Genomic DNA, 21,966 nt, shown 5'->3' on the forward strand with positions numbered 1-21,966 from the left:
AAAACCCGGTTTGGAGCCAGCAGGAGACAGACATGAGAACAGCAATTGTGACCGGCGCTTCGAGCGGCATCGGGGAGGCTACGGCGCGCAAGCTGATTGCCGATGGGTATAATGTCATGCTGGCCGCCCGCCGGGCTGACCGGCTGGAATCTCTCACAGAAGAACTGGGAGAACATGCCGCCTTTCATGTGACCGATGTCAGCAGTCGTGCGGACCAGGAGGCGCTGGCTGCGGCGACAACGGAAAGATTTGGTCAGGTCGATGCCCTGGTCTGCAATGCCGGCATCATGCCGGTTTCGCTGATCGAAAAAGGCGATGTCGAGGACTGGGACCGCATGATCGACGTCAACCTGCGCGGGGTGCTCTACGGGATCAACGCGGTACTTCCCCGGATGGTCGCGCGAAAGGATGGCCATGTGATCATCATCTCGTCGATCGCCGCACTCGAGAATTTTCCGTCCAGTGCCGTTTACTCGGCGACCAAGGCCGGGGTACGCTCGATGAGCGATACGCTGCGCAAGGAAATGACCGCGCATGGTGTCCGGGTCACCACGATATTCCCGGGCGGTGTGAAAACCGAACTGGGCAGCAGCATCAAGGACCAGTCCGTGCTCGAAATGATGGGCGGGGTGTTCAATTTCGAATTTCTCGAACCCGAAAATCTCGCAGACAGTGTCGCTTATGTGCTGAACCAGCCGCCGTCAGTCTGTGTCGGCGAGCTGATGATCCGGCCGACCGGACAGGCCTGATCCCGACCTGTCAGATATTCTCCAGCCGGCACCCCCGCTGTTCCAGAATATGCCGCATGTCGCGATAGGCGGCCGGTGTGTCGGTCAGCGGGATATAGGGATGGAGATGATGGACAATATGATATTGCATGCCCATTGAGCCGATATTGCCCCAGCTGCTGCGGAAGGCCCGGGTGTCGCGATAGCGGCCCGTGCCGTCCGCGGGATGATGCGGGGCCCAGCTGAGGAAAAACTGGATATAGGTCAGACCGATCTGCCGCGGCAGCCACCACAGCAACGCGGCCTCGATCGCATGACCGGACAGCGCCAGGCCAATCAGGATAGCGAAATGGACAATCTGGAACAGCGCGCCGTCGAGCAGCAGATCCTCCCGTCCGATATCTCTCAGAATATCGCCATATTTGTTGAAGCCACCCTTTGCTCCGGGTTGCCGGTTCTGAATCGATTTCCAGATCGCTTGCCAGGGTCCCGGTGCCATGCTGCTGTAATCGGGATCCCGGTCAGGATCATTGGCATGGAGGTGATGCTGGATATGGGTCACCTTGGCGACGCGATAGGGCAGAACCAGCGGAATGGTAGACAGATGCCCGACCAGCTCGTTGAGCCAGCGCCATTTCGTGCCCTTGCGCCCGATTATATCATGTTGAGCCTCGTGCGAAGGCAGATAGCAAAGCATGACGTTGAGCGTCGCAATCGGGAAAGCGAGCCAGAGCGGCATGACATCGAAAAATACCAGCGGCCAGAGAGCCAGCCAGACTGCCAGGTTTCCCAGGCCCCAGATCACCGCCTCCCAGGGCAGGCGGCCAGCATATTTGCGGGCGATTTGCTGTTCCTGGCGACGCAGGGCATTGGGTGAGGTGGAGATCGTCATAGCCACCGCCCGCGCCACTGGGCGATCATTCCCCACAGCCCACCAATAGTCAGACCAATGGCGAGCGCAGGTAATCCCGCGACTTCACCATGACCCGCCATGGCCAGGATTTGAGAAATGAGCGGGCCCAAAAAACCCAGTCCGAAAATCAACGGCATGAAATGCAGGATGTTTTTCAGGACAAATTGCATGAACCCTCTCCGAAACGCGGGCATGCTAGCCGACAGGTCCGAAAATATCAAACAATCTACATTCTTGTCAGTAAGTCTCTATCCGGTCTTTCTTGACGCATCCGTACCCGGCTTGTGCTCTGGCCTGGCCCACGAATTTTCCAGGTCCCGGTCGCCATGGATATTTTCGGCGGGATTTCCGGTTTCGACGTCAGGCGGGACGCGTCCCTGGACTTCGGTGGCCGGCAGGGCCTTGCTGAACAGATAGCCCTGCACCTGGACACAGCCATCCTCTTTGAGCTGATCCAGCTGGCCATCGCGCTCGACACCCTCTGCTGTGGTGACCATCCCGAGGCTGGAGGCGAGACCTGTCACGGCCCGGATGATGGCACGGCAATCCTCCCGGCTGTCGACATCCTCGACAAAACAGCGGTCGATCTTGATCTTGTCAAACGGGAAGCTGCGCAGATAGTTGAGGGAACTGTAGCCGGTGCCGAAATCGTCGAGCGCGATCCGCACGCCAAGCGAGCGGATCTTGTGGAGCAACTCGACATTGTTCTGGCTGTCGCTCATCAACACCGACTCGGTGATTTCCAGTTCCAGGCGCGAAGGATCGACACCGGTTGCCGCCAGAGCGCTTACAATCGTCGGGATCAGATTGGGACTGCGCATTTGCGACGGCGACAGATTGACCGCCACACTGAGATGATCCGGCCAGTTGCACAGCTCCTGCAGGGCGGATCGCAGGACCCATTCACCCAGCTGCACAATCAGCCCGGTTTCCTCGGCCACCGGAATGAAGGCATTGGGCATGATCAGGCCCCGCTCCGGGTGGTGCCAGCGGAGCAGCGCCTCATAGCCGATGGTGTCCCCGCTCTCGATATTGACCAGCGGCTGATAGCGCAGCTCGAGCTCGTTCCGTTGCAGGGCCGAACGCAGGTCAAGCTCGATATTCCGCCGATCCTGGAACGCTGTGCCCATGGATTCTTCGAATACGGAAACACAGCTGCGCCCGTTATTTTTGGCATGATAAAGGGCGATGTCGGCGGATTTCAGCAGTTCGTCGGCCCCCAGTCCCGGCGCATTGCAAATGGCAATGCCGATGCTGGCGCCCGATACCACGGGCTGTCCTTCGATCATGATCGGTTCTGACAGTTTGCGGATGACGGACGCGGCCTGTCTTTTGGCCTGGGCATCAGATGATATGTGGCGCAAGGAAATGGCAAATTCGTCGCCACCCAAACGGGCGACAACATCTTCCACCCCGATGGCTTTCTCCAGTCGACTGGCGACCGCTTTCAGTACCAGATCTCCGGCGCCGTGGCCCAGCGTATCGTTAATGCTCTTGAAATAGTCGAGATCGAGATAAAGGATGGCGAGCTTTTGCCCGGGTTTCAGCCGGGCAATGGATCGTTGCAGCGACTGGTTGAACAGGGCGCGGTTGGGTAAATCGGTCAGACTGTCGAAATGCGCCAGATGGGCGACCCGCTCTTCTGCCAGCTTCGCCCGGGTGATATCCGCTGCAACGCCGCGGATATGGAGACGACTGCCATTCGTCCCTGGGGTCGGGCGACCCGAGAGTTTCCACCAAAACAGCTTGCCATGGATATTGATGGGAACCGCCAGATCGCGAAAGGCTTCGCCCGAATCCAGTGACTGGATCAGGAAGTTGCGTTCCGTACTGTCTTCGAACAGGTCCGTCAGAGGACGTCCGCGCAATTCCCGGATTTCCCGGGCAGCAGCAGAAGCAAAACGGGCGGACGGATTGATGATGCGGAAATCTTCGTCAATTTCCCACAACCAGTCCGAACTTTGTTCGGCATAGTCGTGGAGCAATAACCTGACCGTGTCGGCGGCTTTCTTCTCCCGCGCGGCATGGATGTGGCGTTGCACGAAGTTGAAGAAGAACATGCGGTAGATATAATCGGCACAAAGCGTGACAAACAGGAACAGGGCGACACCGCCCAGCGCGGCAGTCCCTTCCGCCGCCAGAAAACCTCCGGTAAATGACAAGGAAGCAATGCCCATATACCAGCTCTGGGCGCGAGGGATGCTGCCAAAAATAAACCCGCCAATGATAACCGTGCCGATGCCGAGGATGGCAACATCCAGCCCCATCGGGATTTGCCCAAAGGCGAGCGGGACAGCCACCAGAGCGCTGGCAAAAGCTGCATTGAGCTTGGCCTCGGCCACAATCATTCGGGCCGACTTCTCATAGTCGATGCGATCATGGTCCACCCGGGCTTGCCGCCGGTAATTGCGGATACTGGCAAAAGCCATCACTGCGACACAGAAAATCGTGAAGGCTGCAAAGGCGATATTCGCATGCATGCAGATCTTGATCAAAATATAGCTGGTGCCGGGAATGGAAATCAGCGAACCGATGCGGGAAATCTGGCTGATCGACTTGAGTTGTTCGCGCGCCACGGTTTCTGCGGTTTCCGCATCTGTATCAAGACGAAACCGCCAGATTTTCTTCTGCATGGCCAGCAATCGCTGCAGCGTAACCGGATTGCCCATACTGTTTCTTCCCGTTGTACGAACTTCGAGTAAGTAGAACGGTAGAAATGGCGGATTGTTAAATGGTTTATGCCCTGACAGGGTTCTGCAGCGCGTGAATCCCTGTTTTCCCGCGTTCGGCTAGAGATTCCTGATCAAATCCGTCGTAGCCGCTGCGGCGCGGTTGGCCGCTAGTATCAAGTTTTCTTGGAAGTCCCCGCTGCTTTTTCCGTCCGCCGTGTCGGTCGTCGCCTTGATGCCGGCCCAGGGCGTGCCGAGGAGTTGGGCGATCTGGGCAACAGCCGCGGTTTCCATATCCACCAGATCGGCTTGCAATATGTCCCGCAAATAGCTGGAACGTTCGGGGCATTTCACGAACATGTCGGCTGTCGCGATCCGGGCGGCGGGCAGGTTCAGCGCGGGCGGCATGGGCAGGGCCCGAAAGGGTCGCCAGTCCGCCGGACCCATTGGCCAGGCACCGGCATTATAATGGACAAAACCGTCATTGCCGCGCGAATCGTCCAGCGCTCCATAGTCCGCCTGCAGTGATTCGTGGAGATAGAAGCAATTGCCGGCGAGCGGACTGACCTGGCCAGCGGTGCCGATGACGAGAAAAAGGTCGGGGCGAATCAGCTGATGCATGAATATGGCCGCGCCAGCTGCGTGCACTTTGCCGATCCCGGGGCACAAAATACTGATTTGTTTACCACAATGCTCAATATTTCGGAGGGTGCCAAGCGGGCTTTCGCGAAGGGTCGCAGCAGCGTCCGGAAGCAGCGCATCCGCTTCGGCGTTAACCCCTGTGATAACCGCAATTCTCTCGATTTCGCTCAACCCGTCACTCCTGCATCGTGCCGCACTCTGATTGCGGAGCCGTTAAGACTTGTCAATTGCCGTGACCCAAATAGAGACTGGGGCTGTACGCCGCTTTCTGCGCGGGATTGAGGGTCATATAATCGGGGCACAACCAAAGACACGGGCATCAATCACGTGTCACAGGAGTACCGTCAAAATGCAAAATCCCGTTACCTATATTGTCGCCTTTCTCATGTCGTTCATCGCCGCCCAGCCGGCGCTGGCTGACGAGATTTATGTCGGCGTTGCCGTGCATGCGATTGACTCGCCCTTTTCGATGGAAACCGGAGAGGGGGGCACCGATTTTCAGATCGGCTATCGCGGGGACGAGATAGAGGCGCTGTCCTTTATCGGTTCACCATCTCCCTATGTCTTCGCCTCAATCAACAGCGACGGTGACACCAATATGCTGGCAGCCGGGATCAGCTGGAAATTCGGGGACAAGATCTACATTCGTCCCGGCATCGGACTTGCCATCCACGACGGACCGTCCCTGCGCATTGCCGATGACGGATGGCAGACCCAGCTGGGATCGCGGGTGCTGTTTGAACCGGAACTGTCCATCGGAGTGCAGATTTCGGAACGTGTCGACCTGGAAGCAAGCTGGGTGCATGTCAGCCATGCCGGGTTATTCAATAACGGACAAAATCCGGGCCTCGACAATGTCGGGCTGCGGCTGGTGGTTAAACTGCCCTGATCTTTTGACGGGGATCGGGCAGCAATTGGGGCGGCCTCCATAACGGAGACCGCCCCCTTTTTGTTTGTAATTCTGATCGAACCGTCAGGCTTACTTGAGTTCGACGGTACCGCCGGCTGCTTCGATCTTCGACTTGATCTCTTCGGCTTCGGCCTTGGCAACACCTTCCTTGATCGGTTTCGGTGCACCTTCGACGAGAGCCTTGGCATCGGTCAGACCCAGAGCGGTAATCGCACGGACTTCCTTGATCACCTGGATCTTCTTGCCACCGTCGCCGGTCAGGATGACGTCGAATTCGTCTTTCTCTTCCGCAGCAGCTTCACCACCACCAGCGCCGGCAGGGCCAGCTACGGCAACAGCAGCGGCAGCAGATACGCCCCACTCTTCTTCCAGAGCCTTGGACAGTTCAGCCGCTTCCATCACGGTCAGTTTCGAAAGTTCTTCTACAAGTTTAGCTACATCAGCCATTTTCAATCACTCCAATTTCAAAATTCAAAATATTTCAGTAAAATTACTCACCCGAAGCGGCATAAGCGCCGACTACGCGTGCAAGGGCTCCGGCCGGTTCCTTGACCACCCGTGCGATTTTCGTTTGCGGCGCTGTAAGCAGGCCAACAATCGTTCCGCGCAGTTCGTCGAGGGACGGCATGGATGCCAGAGATTTCACGCCGGCTTCGTCCAGAAGGGTATCGCCCATTGCGCCGCCAACGATTTCAAGCTTGTCGTTGCCTTTGGCAAATTCCACTGCAATTTTGGCAGCAGCCACCGGATCATCCGATGTGGCGAGCGCGACCGGGCCCGACAGCAAGTCGCTGATCGGGGCATAGTCGGTACCTTCCAGAGCGCGTTTGGCGAGGCGGTTTTTCGAGACCTTGAAGCTGGCACCTTCTGCCCGCATCTTCGTCCGCAGCTCGGTTGACTGAGCGACGGTGAGACCCAGATTGCGTGTCACCACGACAACGCCGGCCTCTTTGAAGGTTGCGTTCAGAGCAGCAACAGCATCGGCCTTTTGACCACGATCCATATTTTGCTCCTTCATGCGGATACCCGTCGAGACAGGCATCCTGTTTCCAAATTTGTCACCCCGTTTCCACGGGAATGACAAGCGAAAGGATTGGTCGAAACCAGTCCTGTTTGTATCCGAAGGGGGGTTTTGTCACGGGCCGCACGAAAGGCTGGCAGATGACCCGCAGGCATGCCTGCGAAAAAACTGATCCCCGTCTAGGCTGGAAATTAAGAGAGGCAAATTCCTCTCACCGGCTGTCTCGGACGGTGACCGGCAGCCGAAACTGCCGTTCGAGGAGCGCGTTTAGCGGCAACAGCCGGGAAGTCAAGAAAAACTGGTGCAGAAGACGTCTGGAAAGGCGGCCCGGAAGCTACTTTATCCGGACCCGGAACGCGAAGTCGATCCGCGGTGTCGATCCGCCATGTCCCAGCACGCCTTGCGGCCGGATACAGATATAGCGGATGTCGGAACGGAAACTGCCATCCATGGCAATGGAAACACAGTCGTCGAAACTGGCGGGCGGCGTAACGGCAGTGCTGTATCTGAGGTCGGCAACAGGATCAAACAGAACGCCGGAGCCGGTGACCTGTTCGAAACCAACCGGGGCGATGTCGGCAAAGGTCTCCGGACCGCCCGAGTCGATATCCCCGTTCCAGAATTCGACATCATCGGGCAGGCTGTCGAGTATGAACAGCGAGCCGGAGTCGACCGCCCCGTCTCCGGTATTGCGCACTTCGATACGGTAAAACATCTCGTTTCCCGGAATCGAAAACCTGCCTTCGTTTGCGGGGTCCCAGAGATCGGAATTCTTGGTGACGGCCAGCCGTGCGGTGCCGACCCGGTCGGTGGTGCGGACGTTGTAGATGCCGACCAGCTCGTCTTCGAGACCATACCAGAGAATGCTGGTAATCTGAACGCCGGCATCAATCAGGTCGCTGTCCACAATCACGCCGAGAAATCCGACAGGGGCGGCTGCAGAGGGCGTTGGCCCGGAAATATCCGTGAAGCTGCCATCGCTGAGAAACACCCGGATCGCGGATCGTTCGAGACCGATATTGCTGTCGTTCCAGTCGACATGATTGAACGCAAAGGCCACGGCTCTCCCGGTAGGTGTGAAGGTGACGGTACCACCGCCGGAGCCCGGCACCGCGAACGCGCCGACAATTCCGGGGACCGATGGCGCATTGGCGTTATAGCCGGTGCAGGTGGTCGGAGAGGATGCCTGGGGATCACTGAGCCGCGGGCAATAGCCCGCAATGCCGAAGGATCCGGAACCTGAGGCGACCACCGTGAATCCGTTCCAGCTGTCCCCGGTGCCTTGCGACATGGAATAATTGGTGTTCACGGATGAAAAAGTCTCGACCCGGGAGACGACATCCGTGGAGGGCAGGGCGCTGTTCCAGCTCGCCAACGAGCTATAGGTGTGCACCGACTGGGCTGCCGCCGGCAGTGCGTGCCAGGGCAGCAACAAAAGCAAGCCAATTCGGCAATATGTCAGCAATCCCGCCATTTTCACCTTGATCCGGTTTCCTTTTGCATTGCCGCTTCGATCGACCCTTGGGCGGCAAAGTGGAGAGCTGCAGGAACCGTGCCAGTCCCTTGCAATTCCCGCTCCTGTTCCAGAAACGGCAAAATCAGGCGGGATTTTAGGAAGCAGGCGACCAGTCTGGCACGCGAATTGCTCTGATTGGGGAACCGAAAGGTGAAATTCGGTGGAAACATGAGGAGTTGCCCGTGCCATTCACAGCTAAATTTCTGGCGGTCACGACCGTTATTCTAATAAGCTTTGGCCGCAGGGAGGGAATGACATGATGACCGGAATGACGGTGGTGCTGCTGCTCGCAGGTGCAAATCTTGCCGATGAAGGATGCGGCATATCCTGTGTCGACCGGGCCGAAGAGCGCGAGATCGCCCGCTCGAAAACCTTGTCCTCCGGAGCCGAATGCGGCGCCATGACGCTACAGTTCAAGGTGGGAGGCAAGATCCGGGAAAAACAGCAACAGGTCTGTGAAATCCGGGTGAAGCAACGCTAGACGCCGCGCGCGCCAAATTCAGTCCTTTTGCAGGATCCCGTCGCCGAGCTCGTAATAGTCCCCCTTGTCGGCCACATGGATATGACTCCACAGCCGGGTGCCGGTCGGATTGTCAAAAGCGCCCAGGGCGATGGCAATATCGTCCCGTGTACTCGCATCCCAGAACAGAAAGGACCCGCAGGTTGCGCAAAAGCCGCGACGCACCTTCTCCGATGACTGATACCAGCGCACATTGTCCGCGCCGTCTATCGCGACGCGGTCCATGGGCACGTCCACGGAAGCCCAGACATGACCGGATTGCTTGCGGCACTGGGTACAGTGACACGCATCTCCCTCGGGCAGATCGCCCGCGACAGTGATCCTGACAGCGCCGCACAGGCAGGAGGCTTTGTGGGAATTTTTGGTCATGCTAGCCGGCCAGGCTCTTGATCTTGATATTGAGCTGCCCTTCCAGACCAGCCTGGCGGTGATGCTGGATCGCCTGATATTCCGGCGATTCCACCATGTTTCGAAATGCGGAGAGTGACGGATACTGGACAAGGGCAACCATGTCCCACAATTCCTCGACTTCTCCCAGCATAAGGCCGGTCACCATGCCGGACGTCAGGGGTTTCGCGCCGACCGCCTGCAGGCAGGCTGCGACGGCCATGCCATAGCGCAAATAGGCGTCACGTCCGGAAAGCCCGTTGTCTGACCCATCATCATATTCGGCCTTGTCTTTGAATTTGAGCAGATTGACCATGATGAACGGACCATCTTCCGCGGCTCCGAAAAATTCCTGTGCCCGCTTGGGCGACGGTTCAATCTGGTTGATGACCTGCATATCGGTGTTCCAAAACAAAAAGAGGGCCGGAATTGCTTCCGGCCCTCTTTTATCTCTGGATATGTGTCTTGGCCAGATCAGGCGCCTTCGATCTCGCTGAGATCGATTTTGAGGCCCGGGCCCATGGTGCTCGAAAGTCCGACTTTCTTGACATATTTGCCCTTGGCGCCGGTGGGCTTGGCCTTGACCACTGCAGACATCAGCGCGTCGAAATTCTGGCGCAGATCAGCTTCCTTGAAGCTGGCCTTGCCGATGCCGTTATGAATGATACCGGCCTTTTCGACACGATATTCAATCTGTCCGCCCTTGGCGTCCTTGACGGCCTGGGCCACATTCGGGGTTACCGTACCGAGCTTCGGGTTCGGCATCAGGCCCTTGGGGCCCAGCACCTTGCCGAGACGGCCGACAACACCCATCATGTCCGGTGTCGCAATGACGCGGTCAAAGTTGAGATCGCCACCCTGCATGGTTTCCATCAGGTCTTCGGCGCCGACAACATCGGCTCCGGCTTCCTTCGCCTCGTCCGCTTTCGCGTCCTTGGCAAAGACGGCGACCCGGCTGTCCTTGCCGGTTCCGGCAGGCAGGCTGATCACGCCGCGGACCATCTGGTCGGCGTGACGCGGATCAACACCCAGATTGATGGCGATATCGACAGTTTCGTCAAATTTGGATTTCGAGGCGAGATCCTTGATGATCTTGATCGCTTCGTCGATGCCGTAGAGCTTTTCGCGGTCCACGACTTCGTTCGCGGCCTTGGCGCGTTTTGTCAGTGTAGCCATCTTATCCCTCCACCACTTCGATGCCCATCGAACGGGCGCTGCCGGCGATGATCTTGATCGCCTGATCAATGTCATTGGCGTTGAGATCTTCCATCTTGGCTTCGGCGATTTCCTTCAGCTGCGACGTCTTGATCGTACCGGCGACTTCCTTGCCCGGCTCCTGCGAGCCTTTTTTCAGCTTGGTCAGCTTCTTGATGAAGAAGCTGGCGGGCGGGCTCTTGGTTTCGAAGGTGAAGCTGCGATCGGCATAGACCGTGATCTTGGTCGGGATCGGTGCGCCTTTTTCCATCTTGTCTGTCGCCGCGTTGAACGCTTTGCAGAATTCCATGATGTTGACACCGCGCTGACCCAGTGCCGGGCCGATGGGCGGGGATGGGTTTGCAATACCGGCAGGTACTTGCAAATTGATATAGCCATCAATTTTCTTTGCCATTTGGCAGTCCTTTCATTCTGTCTCCACCCTTGCACCAGGCTCCGGCGGATCAAATTAAGCGGTCAGACAGCAAGTTCGAAAACCTGCCTCCCGCATGGGTTGTCCGGTGGCTGAAAGCCTCCGGGGCTTATCCGGCAGCCTTGCGGCCACCAAATCTCTTATTTCGCGACCTCGACCTGTTCGAAGTCCAGTTCGACCGGGGTCGCGCGGCCAAAGATCGAAACCGAAACCTTGACCTTGTTCTTGTCAAAGTCGAGCTCCTCGACAATGCCATTGAAGCTGGCGAACGGGCCGTCGAGCACCTTGATCTGGTCGCCAATTTCGTAATTGACGGTGATCCGCTGCTTCGGTGCGTTGGCGGCTTCTTCCTTGGTGTTGAGGATCCGCGCCGCTTCGGCTTCGCTGATCGCCTGTGGCTTGGACGTACCCAGAAAGCCGGTGACCTTGGGCTGGTCTTTCACCAGGTGATAGACATCATCGGTCATCTGCAGTTTCGCGAGCACATAGCCAGGGAAGAACTTGCGTTCCGACTGCACCTTCTTGCCGCGCCGCACCTCGGTCACGGTTTCCGTCGGCACCTCGATTTCCTCGACCAGCTGCTCGAGACCCAGGCGCTTGGCATCCGCCTCAATGGCTTCCTTGACCTTGTGCTCAAAGCCCGAATAAGCGTGAATGATGTACCAGCGTGCCATGCGTTAAACCCGTTCTTCCAATATCTGTCTGTTCCGTGGCTCAGGCCAGGGACAGAAGCCAGCCGACAATTCCGTTGAACACCGAATCGATGCCCAGGAAAAACAGACCCAGGATGGTGGTCATGATCAGCACCATGATCGCGGTGCGGACGGTGTCGGGCCATGTCGGCCAGACAACCTTGCTGCTCTCGGTGCGGACCTGCCGCACAAATTCTCCTGGATTGACTTTTGCCATGCTGTGTTTCCAAAAATTCGTTTTTCCGTCTGTCCGGCATAAACTCCGGGTATCAGTCGCTGGACTGTGATCGGATATATGCATGATTCTGGAAAGAACCAGCCCTTTACGCCGTGATTCCCGGATAGGCAAGGGGGGATCGGGATTTTTGCACCACGAAAAAGGATCAGGAAGCCGTGTTGTTCTCCGCTTTTTCGAGCGCCTCCCGGATGCTGTTCCAGATTTGCACTTCATGCTTCACAAATCGCCACTCGCCCTCTCGCCTTTCCAATGTGCTGCGATAGAGCCCGCGCAGCTGGATCGGTTTGCCCTTCCGCCCCGCATGTCCGTCTGCGTCATAATAGGCTTCGGCATGGGCCTGATCACCATCCACAGTAATGGCTGGCGTATAGAGACAATGCCGGAGCCCCTGGACCGGATCACGCATCTTGGCGATCCATTTGGCGAAACCGACCCGCGCTTCCTCCACGCCTTCATGGATATTGCCACCAAAGTTCAGATAACAATCCTCCCAGAAAAAGGCCGCGATATCTTCGGCCGTCCCGCGATCTACCGCAAAGCAATATTCGGCGTAGAGATTCTGAATCTGTTGCTGGTCTGTCGGCATGAGACTTCTTTCATCTTTTTTCATCTTTGCGAAAAGGGCGGGAAGGCGAACAATCGGGCTAGACTGTATCAATCAGCACGACATCCTGTGTCGGCTTTTCGCAGAACAGCATCGGGCTTTGATAGCGATCGGTCAGATCTTCCACTTCTCTGCGAATATAATTGGCAAACTGCTCCACTGTCAGTCCGGGCTGGCCGAGCGCGTTGGTGAGGGCGATGGCAAAGGGGCTGCGTTGCTGACCGGGTGCGGCATCCATGGCAAATTGATAATAGCTCGCGGCAAACAGGACCGAACATTGCGGATAGTTGCCGGGACCTTCGCCTTGCCCCAAGGCCCGTATGTTATCGAGTACGCCCGTGATCCTGTTGCTCAGGACATCCGGTGACAATCCGAAGCGGGTCTGCCATCCGGACTGGAGCTGGGCATCTTCGAGGCAAAAGTCGCAAAGCAGGTGCACATTCTTCATGTCAAAAGCATCGAGAATTTCGCCCATCGCTACCATGGTGAGATCATCATTTCTTTTGCTCTGCTTGAGATTGATCGCCAGCCCGCGCGTGCCGGCTTCCCCTTTTTTCTGGCTGGCCGCGGCCGAACTGCCTTGCAGAAACAGCCATGCTCCGCGATCAATCAGTCCGCCCATTCCGGCGAGATAGACAAAATTGCGCTCATGGCCACGGCTGGCCATTTCCTTGCAGGAAGCCAGCAACTCCCCGCGCGACGGATCGAGCAGGGTGGTGACATTCGCCCCCAGTTCCTCAAAGTCGGCCGTCAGCCTTTGGGCATCGGAATGCGGCGTCGCCAGACTCACAAGGCTGGAAAACTCGTCATATTTCTCGATCCCGACAACCAGAACACCGGTATCCGCCAGCCCCGCTTTCCGGTTTTGCCTCTTGCGACGGGCCGGTGCCTTTTTGGCATCCAGCCGGACGTCGCGCCCCGCCTGATCATAGATGGCCGGGCATTGATTGCGGCCAATGGATTGCGCGTCGGCGAGCACCGCTTCGCGGGTGGATTTGATGACATCGTCAATCAGCACATCTGGCGCCATCTGGTCGATCAGGTGCCGGACGAACAATCCATTGGGATGCTTGTCCTCATCACCGAGATGATCAATGGCATATTGCCCGGCACCGGCGGAGTAGGTGACATAGAAGCCGCCCGGTGCGTTGGTGGATGCGAATCCGTTGGCGCGACCATTGAGCTGGATCTCCAGCGGCTCGTCACGGCAGGCATCGAGGATGACAATCGCCTGTCGCGGTCTGGTGCTGGCGATCTGATCCAGCAGATAGCCGGTCTGTACGGACGACTCCAACAGGGCATCACCGTCTTTCGCGACATCGGCAGGCAGGATGAAGTTGGTTCCAGCTGACTGGATGCCATGGGCTGCCATATAGATGAAGACAGCGCTATTCGGTTCCAGGTTTGAATAGAATGTGTCGAAACTGCGGAACAATCCGTCGGCATCGACATTTTCCGCCAGCTGCACCTGATAGCCGAAGGATTCGACCTTCGCGGCTATCGACCGGGCATCGGCGACGGCGCGTTCCAGCGGACGGATGTGCTGATATTTGTCCACGCCAACGACAAAGGCTGCCAGTTTGGTTGCGGCGGGGCTGGCAAGGAGCCCGGAATGGGCCCATCCGCCGGCGAGGCCGGTGACGGCCGCACCGGAAATAAAATTCCGACGGTCAATCGGGAATGGCGGCACGAGCGACATGGCTCATGGGTTTAGCACCTTCGACGGATGCATGCCATCGACATATCCCATGAAGGGCAGGTGGATATTGTAACCCAGCAGCTCCTGCACACGCTTTGGAAATTTGGCCACTTTCCCGGGAGGTACGGCCAGCAATTGCTGTTCGAGCGGGCGGCACCAGCCCTTGCAGAACTGGGGTGTGACGATCAGCCGCGGCGCATCGGAGTCATTGCCGCCGCCGCGATGCCATAATGTGCCCTTGGCGATCATCAGCGAACCAGCCGGCATGGTCGCCTTGATCGCCTGCCGGTGATCGCCGCGGCTTTCGCCATTACCGTCGATGCGTCCGGTGACAAAATCATCGGCGCTGTTGGCACCGTCGGGCTGTTCGTCACCCCATTTATGACTTCCCGGGATGATCTCTGTCGCGCCATTGTCCTCGGTCGTGTCGGTGATCGACCAGAATGTCGACATGCTCAGCGGTTCGCGCGGGCGCGCCAGGCCGCAATGGCTGTCATCAAAATGCCAGGGCTGCGCCGTCTCGCCGGGATGCAGGTTAATCGCGAGACTGGCATAGAGAAGCACGCTGGTTCCCAGTTCGCGTTCGGCAAAAGCCAGTTGCAGCGGATGGGCAATCAGGTCCGCGAAGACCGGATCCTTGTCGAGCATCGCGTAGATGCGGTTGGAATTCGACCCTTCGAAATTGTTGCGCCCGCGAATGTCGGCGTCAATCCACGGCCTGAGCGCCGCGCGCTGGGCCTCCAATTCCTCTGGCGTGAGCACATTCTCGAATATTACATACCCCTCTTCCTGGAACTGGGTCCAGCAGTCCTCAAAGCTGCGCCCGCCAAGCCAGGGCGTCAGATCGACATTGGTCGGTTCAATCGTGCTCGCGACATTCATTGGTTTCTCTCCGTGATTCGGTTCTTGGCAGAATTTTTATCTGCAAATTGAATTGAATTCAATTCAAAAAATGGATAGAAGCTGAAACAGGCTGAAATACTGATTTCTGGAGGACGGAAAGTGAGTGAGAGGACGCGGAACCCTCAGGGCAAGCCGGGGCGTTCGGACAAAAAGGTTATTCGCGCCGCCAGGATCATTGCCGCGGCCGAACGGATATTGATTACAGGCAAGGGCGAACTGGAAATGGGGCAGGTGGCCGAAAAGGCCGGCGTTTCTGTCGGGCTGGCCTATCATTATTTTGGATCCAAGTCGGGCATGCTGGGTGCGATCATCGATGCCTTTTACGATCGCTACAACCATGTGGTGAACCAGTATCTGGATCCCGATATCCAGTGGGCGGTCCGCGAGAAGCAACGGCTGCACGCGGCGGTCAACTTTCTCTACAACGACCCGATGGCCCCGATCATTCTTGGCCGGATGGCTGGCTCAAACCAGGTCGCTGCGATAGAGGCCGCGCGCCAGGAAGAAATGATCGAAATGGCCATCCGCAACATCAAATCGGGCATCCGGCGACAGCATATCGGTGCCCATATCGACCCGCAAATCGCCGGCGCCGCGATTGTCGGCGCGATGCGTCAAAGCCTGATGCATGCCATGAAAATGGAACCGCGGCCATCTGCCAAGGTACTGACGCATCAGATCTGGGGGCTGATCGCCGGAGCGCTGGATTTGCGGTGAGGGGGTAGGAGGTTGGTTGCATCCCGAAAGCAGACATCAGGGATTTGTGCTATCCTGTCCTCATCTCGTCTAACTCACTATACTCATCTGCTAACTTTACGCCGGGGGGATTCTGAGCGGTCAGCAAAAGTACCTCCAGCAACACTTAACAGATCGATAGTAAGATCATCATCAATGCAAGATATATGCGCCACGCACATTTTTGGATTGCTATATATGCGTCGCGCATATAAGTTGTTGCAGTACTCAACGACTGCCACGGAGAGCAATATGACCGACACAAACCTCACCCCTGAACAGCAAGATTTCTATGAGCGTTTCAAATCGTTCTGGACCAAACCTTCTGGCGCCCGAGTGCCCGAAGTGATTGCGCCTGACGCGAAAATTCATTTCACTGGCGCAGGAATAATGTCCGGTACCACCTATGCAGAATGGATGACCGAGACATTGGCCACGATGGAGGACATGACGGTGACTCCGCTCGACTGCGCCGGGAATGGAGAGATGTTATACATTGCTTGGGAAACGTCAGCCATGATCCATGGGGAGCGACGTACCTATCGGGGCGTAGATCGTTTCCGCCTTAAAGATGGAATGGCGATAGAAGAGCATGTGATTTTCGATTCAGCAGTGCTCACACCCGAGGGGCGAGGCGGTATTGAGCAGTGACTATCAACCGATTGACACCATCTCGTGACCGACTTTAACACCAAACCGCTCAACGAAACCACTTGGCTGGATTTCGCGCGACTTGTCGAAGCGAACAACGGCGTCTGGGGTGGGTGCTGGTGTATGTGGTATCACGGAAAGGGTGCAAGTGCAGACGATGCAGCTGAAAAGCGCAAGGCGAAGGAATGTCTTGTTCGCCAAGGCCGAGCGCATGCCGCGCTTGTATATGAAAGCGGGGATTGCGTGGGGTGGTGTCAATTTGGATCGCCAAATGAGCTCCCGCGAATCCACAACCAGCGTGCCTATCAAAAGACCGATCCGGTATTACCCGACTGGCGGATCACCTGTTTTTTCTCTGGTAAGGGACATCGCGGAAACGGCGTTGCTTCGGTAGCGCTGGAAGGTGCAATCGAAGAAATTCGAAAGCTTGGCGGTGGAATTATCGAGGCTTATCCGGAGGATATTGAGGGTAGGAAGGCATCGTCAGCCTTTCTCTTTAATGGTGCTTTGCATATGTTTGAGCGACAAGGTTTCGAAAGATCACGGCAGATTGGAAAGCATAAATGGGTGGTGGTAAAAACCATCACATGATCAACAGCATTTGAAAATCAATCCTGCGGCTTAGTCGCGAGTGGAAGATCATCAAACAAAGATGGCGGATCGGCAATTTGCGCCCCTTCAATTGAGAGCATCTTGAGTTTGGTTTCAATTCCGCCGGGTGCTGAAAAACCTATAAGTTTGCCGTTTGCGCCAACTACGCGGTGGCAAGGAATGATAATTGGGAATGGGTTACGTCCCAGGGCCTGACCAACCCTTTGTGCGTATAGTTTGTCGCCAAGCTGCAAGGCAACATCGCCGTAAGTAAGCGTCTCGCCAACCGGAACTGTCCGAGTGACGGAGTAGACCTCCATTGAGAATGGATCGATTCCATGAAAGTCGCAGGTGATAAATGATAAGTCTGCTTTTTCACCTTCGAGCAGCGCAGACATTGCTTGAATGGCGAGCTCTATAGCGGCTATCGGCTGGCCCTTTTTCGCTCCTGTTCGCTCAAATAGGCGCGCTTCTGTCGCAACGGGCGTCTTCTCCGGCAAAACGGTGGCAACGACCGTATCGCCACGCCATGCGATGCCGCAGTCGCCGACCGCCGTCGGGAAAAGAGTAAACTGCACTGTTTCCAAGACCATCAATCCTCAAGAATGATATTAAAGTCTACAGCAGTTGTCTGGTCAATAAGTACGAATGCGCCCCTATATTGTATTTCCTGCGCGGCGTCATGCATTGTTGTGATCACGCAGGTGTAGCAAGAAGTTGCGAGGCTGATGCGCTTAGCGCCAGCATTGGCAAGGTTGGTTTAAGAACGGCTCACCGGGCCTTGTCGTTGCATTTTGCGAGTTTGTCAGCATCGAATGAAGCATCGCGAAAGCTAAACTTTTCGAGTTTACCGACTTCACGAACCAATCGCACGCAAACATGACGAGCGGAACTGTGAGATTTTTTTGCAAGGCATTCACCATTGGTGCAACGCCAGACAGTTTCCCTCGCAATTATGGTATCACTGATTGGTTCCATTGCTGTCGCTCGATAATCCGGTGTCTTATCTTTCGCGTGAGCCGATACTGCACTTATCGCGCCCAAGCCAATAATGGCAGTTATCAGGAAGGTACGATTCCATTCGTGGGTCATGACAATTCCTCTTGCAAGAGTTGCAGTTTCGATAGCCAAAATATTATATGCATAACGCATACATATACGTCAATCCGATAATTGCCTTTTCTATGCTCAGCGCATACATTGCTGACATGGATCGAACCACAAACCTACTTGGCGCTCTTGCTTTGGCGCTTACCGACAAAATGGGCGCTGAGCTGAAAGACATTTTTGATCGCTCCGGCGAGACCGCGGCAGCAGTTATTGTTATCGGATATGTTCCCGGAATATCCGTTCAGATTCTTCGTCAGGTTCTTGATTTGTCACACCCAGGTACCGTGCGTGTGGCTGATCGGTTGGAAGAGGATGGTCTTGTCGAAAGACGCAGTGGCTTAGATGGTCGAACCGTTGCACTGCATCTCACGCGAAAAGGAACCATCATGCGTAAGAAGCTTATGATGCGCCGCCTTGATATGCTGGAAGCTGCACTTGAGGGGATCACGACCAATGAACGGGGGGTTCTTGCTGATTTGATTGCGAAGGTTCTGACAAATTTACCAGAAACCGAAATGGGAAAGCACCGCATTTGTCGATTCTGCAACGTTCAAACTTGCAGCGATTGCCCAATTCGGGGCCACGCCATTTGATTGAGCCGCCAAAAAGGCTCCCAAAGTACACACACACCAAAAAGTATCGGGAAAAAATGGCAGGAGTTGAGGGACTCGAACCCACGACCCTCGGTTTTGGAGACCGATGCTCTACCAACTGAGCTAAACTCCTGCACGGTCTGGACAGTTCGTAACGGCCCCGACCAAGCCGCGCATTAGCGGCAAGATACGTTCAGGGCAAGCCGCATTCTGCGTTCTTCGTCCGTTATCCCTGCTTATATGGGGATTACACCCGATTTCCGCAATGATGGTTAAAATTCGGCAAATTGCTGTTTACCTCCCGAAGGAACGGGGGGTTTACTCGCTGAGATGCAAAAGTTTTCCACCGGCGCTAAAGCTTCGGGGACTTTGGAATCACAGGTCTCCTAGCCATTTTTCCCCCTGATGCTCCGTGTACCGGTACCGGGTCCTATCATTACGGAGAACGAATATGACAAACTTGCTTGTACGAAAGGGGCTGATACCTCCCACGCAGATCCCCTATATCTATGCGGCCGAAGAGGACCGCTGCGCCCCGCGGCATGACGTGCTTATCCCGTCTCGCATGCGGTTTACCGGATCGAACAGTTTTTCGGTCAACGTGGTCAATATCTCGCTGGCCGGCTTCGCGTGCGACGCCTTGCTGCAGATACATTCCGGCACCAGGTGCTGGTTGACCCTTCCAGGTCTGGGAGCGCTGGAAGCATCGGTTGTGCATCATAATAATGAAGGCCTGGGTTGCGCCTTTGAGAATATGCTCAATCCGGCGGTCCTGGATCGCTATGTCACCCATTATCCGGTCCCCGAACTGGAGGATGACATAGACTAAACCGGCCAAAGGTCGGCCAAAATCCGGTTTGGTTCTGTCTGGTGACACTGCTATGCTTCGCCCGCCCACAGGGAGAAGCCGATGACCAAGTCACCAGACAGCAAACCGGAACCGCTCAAGGTCCTGCGCATCTTTAGATCCCGGGATGCGCAGGACTTTGGCGAGGCGGGCCACATGTCCTATGTCGATGATGATCCGGTCATCCTCAACGGGCTCGAGAAAATGGGCGCTGCGGGCGTCGCCGAAGGCTATTCGGGCAAATGCCTGTTCAGCGGATTCGGGTTTTCCCTCCATCAATTCTGGTTCCGGCCCGGCTATCCGCTGCCGCTGCACAGCCATGACAGTGATTGCCTCTACTACATCGTGGCCGGTGACATTCGCATGGGCACGGAGGAAATGGGGCCCGGCGACGGCTTCTTCCTGCCTGCCGAAACCCCCTATACCTACACCATCGGTGACAAAGGCGTGGAGCTGCTGGAGTTCCGCACCGAGGAAGATTTCAACATTCAGTTCAAGGGCAAGACCGAAGCTTATTGGGAAAAAATGCTCGACAGGCTGCGCAGCGAACGGCCCAAATGGAAAGAGGCGCTGCCGCCCAGTCGGGATTTCCGGAACGCCTGACTATCGTGCTTATTCGGCAGCCTCGAGCTGCGGTGCGAAGATGGCGTCCAGCTCTGCATCGTCAGCCTTGATCAACCGGTCTACCCACTGGTGGAAAACCTGTCCGCCGCCTTCATTGCGCCCGAACCAGACCTTGTCCATCATGCCGGCCTGCAAGGCTTCATGCTGCCGCTTGCCGGTGGTGTAGTCCTCGTCGGCGACCACGGTTTCGAGGAAGGCAAACTGATCATGCGCGCCTTGCCGGACCGCTTCGTCCTCGGGCTCATTTTCCATGACATAGAACTGGGTGGTGAAGCTTTCGCCCACCGTCTTGCCGGGGAACAGTTGTGAAATCATCGCACCGCGTCCGCCGCCACCATAAAAGCTGGCGATCGAGATATGCGGGAAAATCGTCCAGACACCCTGGGTCAGCGCATCGATCGGCCAGTCCTCTTCGGCGATCTTGGTCAGATCAACAATTTCGTCACTTCCGGTTTTCTGGGCAGATGTGGAAGGCGAGGCGAGCCGCTGGTGCGGGCCCCAGGCGAAATAATTGGCGCGGTTGAAAAAGTCCGCCCCAAACGTGTCCTTGTGCAAAACCGGGAGATGATAGAAATCTAGATATCCGTCATAGGCCGTCTTCCAGTTCGGCCCCGGCAATGTGCGCTGCTCGAAAAGATGCCAGGACTTGAAGCCAAAATGTTCCAGCATCTCGTCATAGCCGCACAGATAGGTGGCAATATCGAGTGTGCTCCTGGGGTCGAGTGTCGCCCAGATCAGGCCCGCGCGTTCCAGAGTCGGAAATTTGGTGAGACAGAATTGCGCCTTGTCGACCGTGCCGAAATCTTTCGGCGAAGCCACGGCGAGCAGATCGCCGTCATTCTTGAATGTCCAGCCATGATAGCCGCAGGTGAAGCGGGTTGCCTTGCCACTGCCTTCGGCGACCGGATTGCCGCGATGGGTGCAGCTGTTGAGAAAAGCCTGCGCCGTACCATCCTTCTGCCGCGTCACCAATACCGGAATACCGGCGATTTCCATCGCCTTGTAGCAACCGGGTTCCGGCAGTTCGCAAGACGGGGCGACCATCAGCGGCATGCGCTTGAAAATCCGTTCCTTCTCCAGCTCGAACCGCTCTTCGTCGGTGTAATCCGAGGCTGGAACGCCAACCACCTCATCTGCCAGTTCCATCGTATCCGCTTCGCCGTGCGCCACCAGCGACCGGGTCATCTCGATCAGTTTTTCCCGCGACATCACTCTCTCCTGCAATTGCCTGCAGGATAGCAAATTCCGGAAACCGGCAAACTATTCTTTTGGTGCAGGCTCCTCGGTCGCCGCGATGGTCGTCGCAGGCAGCTGTTCCGGCTCGTTGCGAGTCCAGATCCAGGTGCCGCCAATCAAAGCCGCCGCCACAGGAATCAGGTTCCATGGCAGATCCACGAACAAAAGCGCAATCACGATGCTGACAGCAAAGGCCAGCAGCGCGGCGCGTTTGCCCTTTTTGGTTATCGACCGGTTGTTTCGCCAGTTGCGGATGTGCGGCCCGAAATAGGCATGATCCAATAACCAGGCCTCCAGACGCGGGCTGCTGCGGGCGAAACAAAAGGCGGCGAGGATCACAAAGGGCACGGTCGGCAGGAGCGGCAGGAAAATGCCTATGCTGCCCAGCGCGAGCGCCGTAAAACCGGCGGCAAGATAAAGGTGCCGTTTCATGCCAGCCGCTTAGCACAATTGTACCCGCACCATGCATGGAATTCTCTGTTCCGGGATTCACCACGCCCAAAAAAAAGG

At 56.6% G+C, this 21,966-nt stretch carries 29 protein-coding genes and 1 tRNA gene; 9 read left to right on the forward strand and 21 right to left on the reverse strand.

Annotated elements, in window-relative coordinates:
* Positions 1–32 precede the first annotated feature (32 nt).
* Complete coding sequence (locus BUQ90_RS05120) at positions 33–749, forward strand: SDR family oxidoreductase (RefSeq protein WP_074204003.1); 717 nt, start codon at positions 33–35, stop codon at positions 747–749.
* Between the two features lie 10 nt (positions 750–759).
* Here BUQ90_RS05120 and BUQ90_RS05125 read toward each other — a convergent pair whose 3' ends face one another.
* The 4 genes from BUQ90_RS05125 to BUQ90_RS05140 form a co-directional block, all read right to left on the reverse strand.
* Positions 760–1,620: a fatty acid desaturase gene (locus tag BUQ90_RS05125; protein ID WP_074204004.1), complete on the reverse strand. Its 861-nt coding sequence runs from the start codon at positions 1,618–1,620 to the stop codon at positions 760–762.
* Positions 1,617–1,811 (reverse strand): hypothetical protein, encoded by a 195-nt coding sequence (locus tag BUQ90_RS05130; RefSeq protein WP_074204005.1) that lies wholly within the window; start codon positions 1,809–1,811, stop codon positions 1,617–1,619. Before BUQ90_RS05130 ends, BUQ90_RS05125 begins: the two co-directional genes overlap by 4 nt.
* A 78-nt stretch (positions 1,812–1,889) precedes the next feature.
* Entirely contained in the window at positions 1,890–4,310 is a 2,421-nt protein-coding gene (locus tag BUQ90_RS05135) for a putative bifunctional diguanylate cyclase/phosphodiesterase (RefSeq protein WP_074204006.1), read from the reverse strand.
* 120 nt (positions 4,311–4,430) lie between these two features.
* The gene (locus tag BUQ90_RS05140; protein WP_084192495.1) at positions 4,431–5,123 is read right to left on the reverse strand and encodes a 5'-methylthioadenosine/S-adenosylhomocysteine nucleosidase family protein; all 693 of its coding nucleotides are present in this window, start codon (positions 5,121–5,123) and stop codon (positions 4,431–4,433) included.
* A 178-nt stretch (positions 5,124–5,301) separates the two neighbouring features.
* Here BUQ90_RS05140 and BUQ90_RS05145 point away from each other — a divergent pair, with 178 nt between their 5' ends.
* Positions 5,302–5,841 carry an acyloxyacyl hydrolase gene (locus tag BUQ90_RS05145; protein WP_084192496.1) on the forward strand — a complete coding sequence of 180 codons (540 nt, stop codon included), beginning with the start codon at positions 5,302–5,304 and terminating at the stop codon, positions 5,839–5,841.
* Positions 5,842–5,931: 90 nt separating this feature from the next.
* Here the strand turns inward: BUQ90_RS05145 and rplL are convergent, their stop codons facing one another.
* From rplL to BUQ90_RS05160, 3 genes are all read right to left on the reverse strand, one after another.
* Positions 5,932–6,309, reverse strand: a complete 378-nt coding sequence (rplL, locus tag BUQ90_RS05150) for a 50S ribosomal protein L7/L12 (protein WP_074204007.1) — start codon at positions 6,307–6,309, stop codon at positions 5,932–5,934.
* Between the two features lie 43 nt (positions 6,310–6,352).
* On the reverse strand, positions 6,353–6,865 hold the full coding sequence (rplJ, locus tag BUQ90_RS05155) for a 50S ribosomal protein L10 (RefSeq protein ID WP_074204901.1): 513 nt from the start codon (positions 6,863–6,865) through the stop codon (positions 6,353–6,355).
* Positions 6,866–7,217: 352 nt separating this feature from the next.
* Positions 7,218–8,357, reverse strand: a complete 1,140-nt coding sequence (locus BUQ90_RS05160) for a hypothetical protein (RefSeq protein WP_074204008.1) — start codon at positions 8,355–8,357, stop codon at positions 7,218–7,220.
* A gap of 298 nt (positions 8,358–8,655) precedes the next feature.
* Between BUQ90_RS05160 and BUQ90_RS05170 the strand changes: the two genes are divergently transcribed.
* Entirely contained in the window at positions 8,656–8,880 is a 225-nt protein-coding gene (locus BUQ90_RS05170) for a hypothetical protein (RefSeq protein ID WP_074204010.1), read from the forward strand.
* Positions 8,881–8,898: 18 nt separating this feature from the next.
* Here BUQ90_RS05170 and BUQ90_RS05175 read toward each other — a convergent pair whose 3' ends face one another.
* From BUQ90_RS05175 to BUQ90_RS05215, 9 genes are all read right to left on the reverse strand, one after another.
* Entirely contained in the window at positions 8,899–9,288 is a 390-nt protein-coding gene (locus tag BUQ90_RS05175; protein WP_074204011.1) for a GFA family protein, read from the reverse strand.
* A gap of 1 nt (position 9,289) precedes the next feature.
* Positions 9,290–9,703: a DUF1330 domain-containing protein gene (locus BUQ90_RS05180; RefSeq protein ID WP_074204012.1), complete on the reverse strand. Its 414-nt coding sequence runs from the start codon at positions 9,701–9,703 to the stop codon at positions 9,290–9,292.
* 77 nt (positions 9,704–9,780) lie between these two features.
* Complete coding sequence (gene rplA, locus BUQ90_RS05185) at positions 9,781–10,482, reverse strand: 50S ribosomal protein L1 (RefSeq protein ID WP_074204013.1); 702 nt, start codon at positions 10,480–10,482, stop codon at positions 9,781–9,783.
* Position 10,483: 1 nt separating this feature from the next.
* Positions 10,484–10,915: a 50S ribosomal protein L11 gene (rplK, locus tag BUQ90_RS05190; RefSeq protein WP_074204014.1), complete on the reverse strand. Its 432-nt coding sequence runs from the start codon at positions 10,913–10,915 to the stop codon at positions 10,484–10,486.
* Between the two features lie 158 nt (positions 10,916–11,073).
* Complete coding sequence (gene nusG / locus BUQ90_RS05195) at positions 11,074–11,607, reverse strand: transcription termination/antitermination protein NusG (RefSeq protein ID WP_074204015.1); 534 nt, start codon at positions 11,605–11,607, stop codon at positions 11,074–11,076.
* Between the two features lie 40 nt (positions 11,608–11,647).
* A complete protein-coding gene (gene secE / locus BUQ90_RS05200) occupies positions 11,648–11,842 on the reverse strand; it encodes a preprotein translocase subunit SecE (protein ID WP_074204016.1) in 195 nt (64 codons plus the stop codon).
* A 166-nt stretch (positions 11,843–12,008) separates the two neighbouring features.
* Entirely contained in the window at positions 12,009–12,449 is a 441-nt protein-coding gene (locus BUQ90_RS05205) for a nuclear transport factor 2 family protein (protein ID WP_074204017.1), read from the reverse strand.
* 58 nt (positions 12,450–12,507) lie between these two features.
* Complete coding sequence (locus BUQ90_RS05210; RefSeq protein WP_074204018.1) at positions 12,508–14,166, reverse strand: caspase family protein; 1,659 nt, start codon at positions 14,164–14,166, stop codon at positions 12,508–12,510.
* A gap of 3 nt (positions 14,167–14,169) precedes the next feature.
* Positions 14,170–15,048: a phytanoyl-CoA dioxygenase family protein gene (locus tag BUQ90_RS05215; RefSeq protein WP_074204019.1), complete on the reverse strand. Its 879-nt coding sequence runs from the start codon at positions 15,046–15,048 to the stop codon at positions 14,170–14,172.
* Positions 15,049–15,168: 120 nt separating this feature from the next.
* Here BUQ90_RS05215 and BUQ90_RS05220 point away from each other — a divergent pair, with 120 nt between their 5' ends.
* The 3 genes from BUQ90_RS05220 to BUQ90_RS05230 all read left to right on the forward strand — a co-directional run bounded on the left by BUQ90_RS05220 (position 15,169) and on the right by BUQ90_RS05230 (position 17,046).
* Positions 15,169–15,786: a TetR/AcrR family transcriptional regulator gene (locus BUQ90_RS05220; protein WP_074204020.1), complete on the forward strand. Its 618-nt coding sequence runs from the start codon at positions 15,169–15,171 to the stop codon at positions 15,784–15,786.
* Positions 15,787–16,056: 270 nt separating this feature from the next.
* Positions 16,057–16,455: a nuclear transport factor 2 family protein gene (locus BUQ90_RS05225; protein WP_159437030.1), complete on the forward strand. Its 399-nt coding sequence runs from the start codon at positions 16,057–16,059 to the stop codon at positions 16,453–16,455.
* 24 nt (positions 16,456–16,479) lie between these two features.
* A complete protein-coding gene (locus BUQ90_RS05230; RefSeq protein WP_074204022.1) occupies positions 16,480–17,046 on the forward strand; it encodes a GNAT family N-acetyltransferase in 567 nt (188 codons plus the stop codon).
* 17 nt (positions 17,047–17,063) lie between these two features.
* On the opposite strand, the gene BUQ90_RS05235 is transcribed toward BUQ90_RS05230, so the two are convergent.
* Positions 17,064–17,624 (reverse strand): methylated-DNA--[protein]-cysteine S-methyltransferase, encoded by a 561-nt coding sequence (locus BUQ90_RS05235; RefSeq protein ID WP_084192628.1) that lies wholly within the window; start codon positions 17,622–17,624, stop codon positions 17,064–17,066.
* A gap of 193 nt (positions 17,625–17,817) precedes the next feature.
* Positions 17,818–18,198: a CC_3452 family protein gene (locus BUQ90_RS17530; protein WP_143182725.1), complete on the reverse strand. Its 381-nt coding sequence runs from the start codon at positions 18,196–18,198 to the stop codon at positions 17,818–17,820.
* 56 nt (positions 18,199–18,254) lie between these two features.
* Here BUQ90_RS17530 and BUQ90_RS05240 point away from each other — a divergent pair, with 56 nt between their 5' ends.
* Entirely contained in the window at positions 18,255–18,749 is a 495-nt protein-coding gene (locus tag BUQ90_RS05240) for a MarR family winged helix-turn-helix transcriptional regulator (RefSeq protein ID WP_074204902.1), read from the forward strand.
* Positions 18,750–18,806: 57 nt separating this feature from the next.
* Here BUQ90_RS05240 and BUQ90_RS05245 read toward each other — a convergent pair.
* Positions 18,807–18,882: transfer RNA gene (locus BUQ90_RS05245), tRNA-Trp, on the reverse strand.
* 318 nt (positions 18,883–19,200) lie between these two features.
* Between BUQ90_RS05245 and BUQ90_RS05250 the strand changes: the two genes are divergently transcribed.
* Positions 19,201–19,578 carry a PilZ domain-containing protein gene (locus BUQ90_RS05250; RefSeq protein ID WP_074204024.1) on the forward strand — a complete coding sequence of 126 codons (378 nt, stop codon included), beginning with the start codon at positions 19,201–19,203 and terminating at the stop codon, positions 19,576–19,578.
* Between the two features lie 81 nt (positions 19,579–19,659).
* On the forward strand, positions 19,660–20,199 hold the full coding sequence (locus BUQ90_RS05255) for a cupin domain-containing protein (RefSeq protein WP_074204025.1): 540 nt from the start codon (positions 19,660–19,662) through the stop codon (positions 20,197–20,199).
* 9 nt (positions 20,200–20,208) lie between these two features.
* Here the strand turns inward: BUQ90_RS05255 and BUQ90_RS05260 are convergent, their stop codons facing one another.
* Both BUQ90_RS05260 and BUQ90_RS05265 read right to left on the reverse strand, forming a co-directional pair.
* On the reverse strand, positions 20,209–21,429 hold the full coding sequence (locus tag BUQ90_RS05260) for an aromatic ring-hydroxylating oxygenase subunit alpha (protein WP_074204026.1): 1,221 nt from the start codon (positions 21,427–21,429) through the stop codon (positions 20,209–20,211).
* Positions 21,430–21,480: 51 nt separating this feature from the next.
* On the reverse strand, positions 21,481–21,888 hold the full coding sequence (locus BUQ90_RS05265) for a YbaN family protein (RefSeq protein WP_074204027.1): 408 nt from the start codon (positions 21,886–21,888) through the stop codon (positions 21,481–21,483).
* Positions 21,889–21,966 lie beyond the last annotated feature (78 nt).

This window comes from Parasphingorhabdus marina DSM 22363, assembly GCF_900128895.1.
Lineage (GTDB): Bacteria > Pseudomonadota > Alphaproteobacteria > Sphingomonadales > Sphingomonadaceae > Parasphingorhabdus > Parasphingorhabdus marina.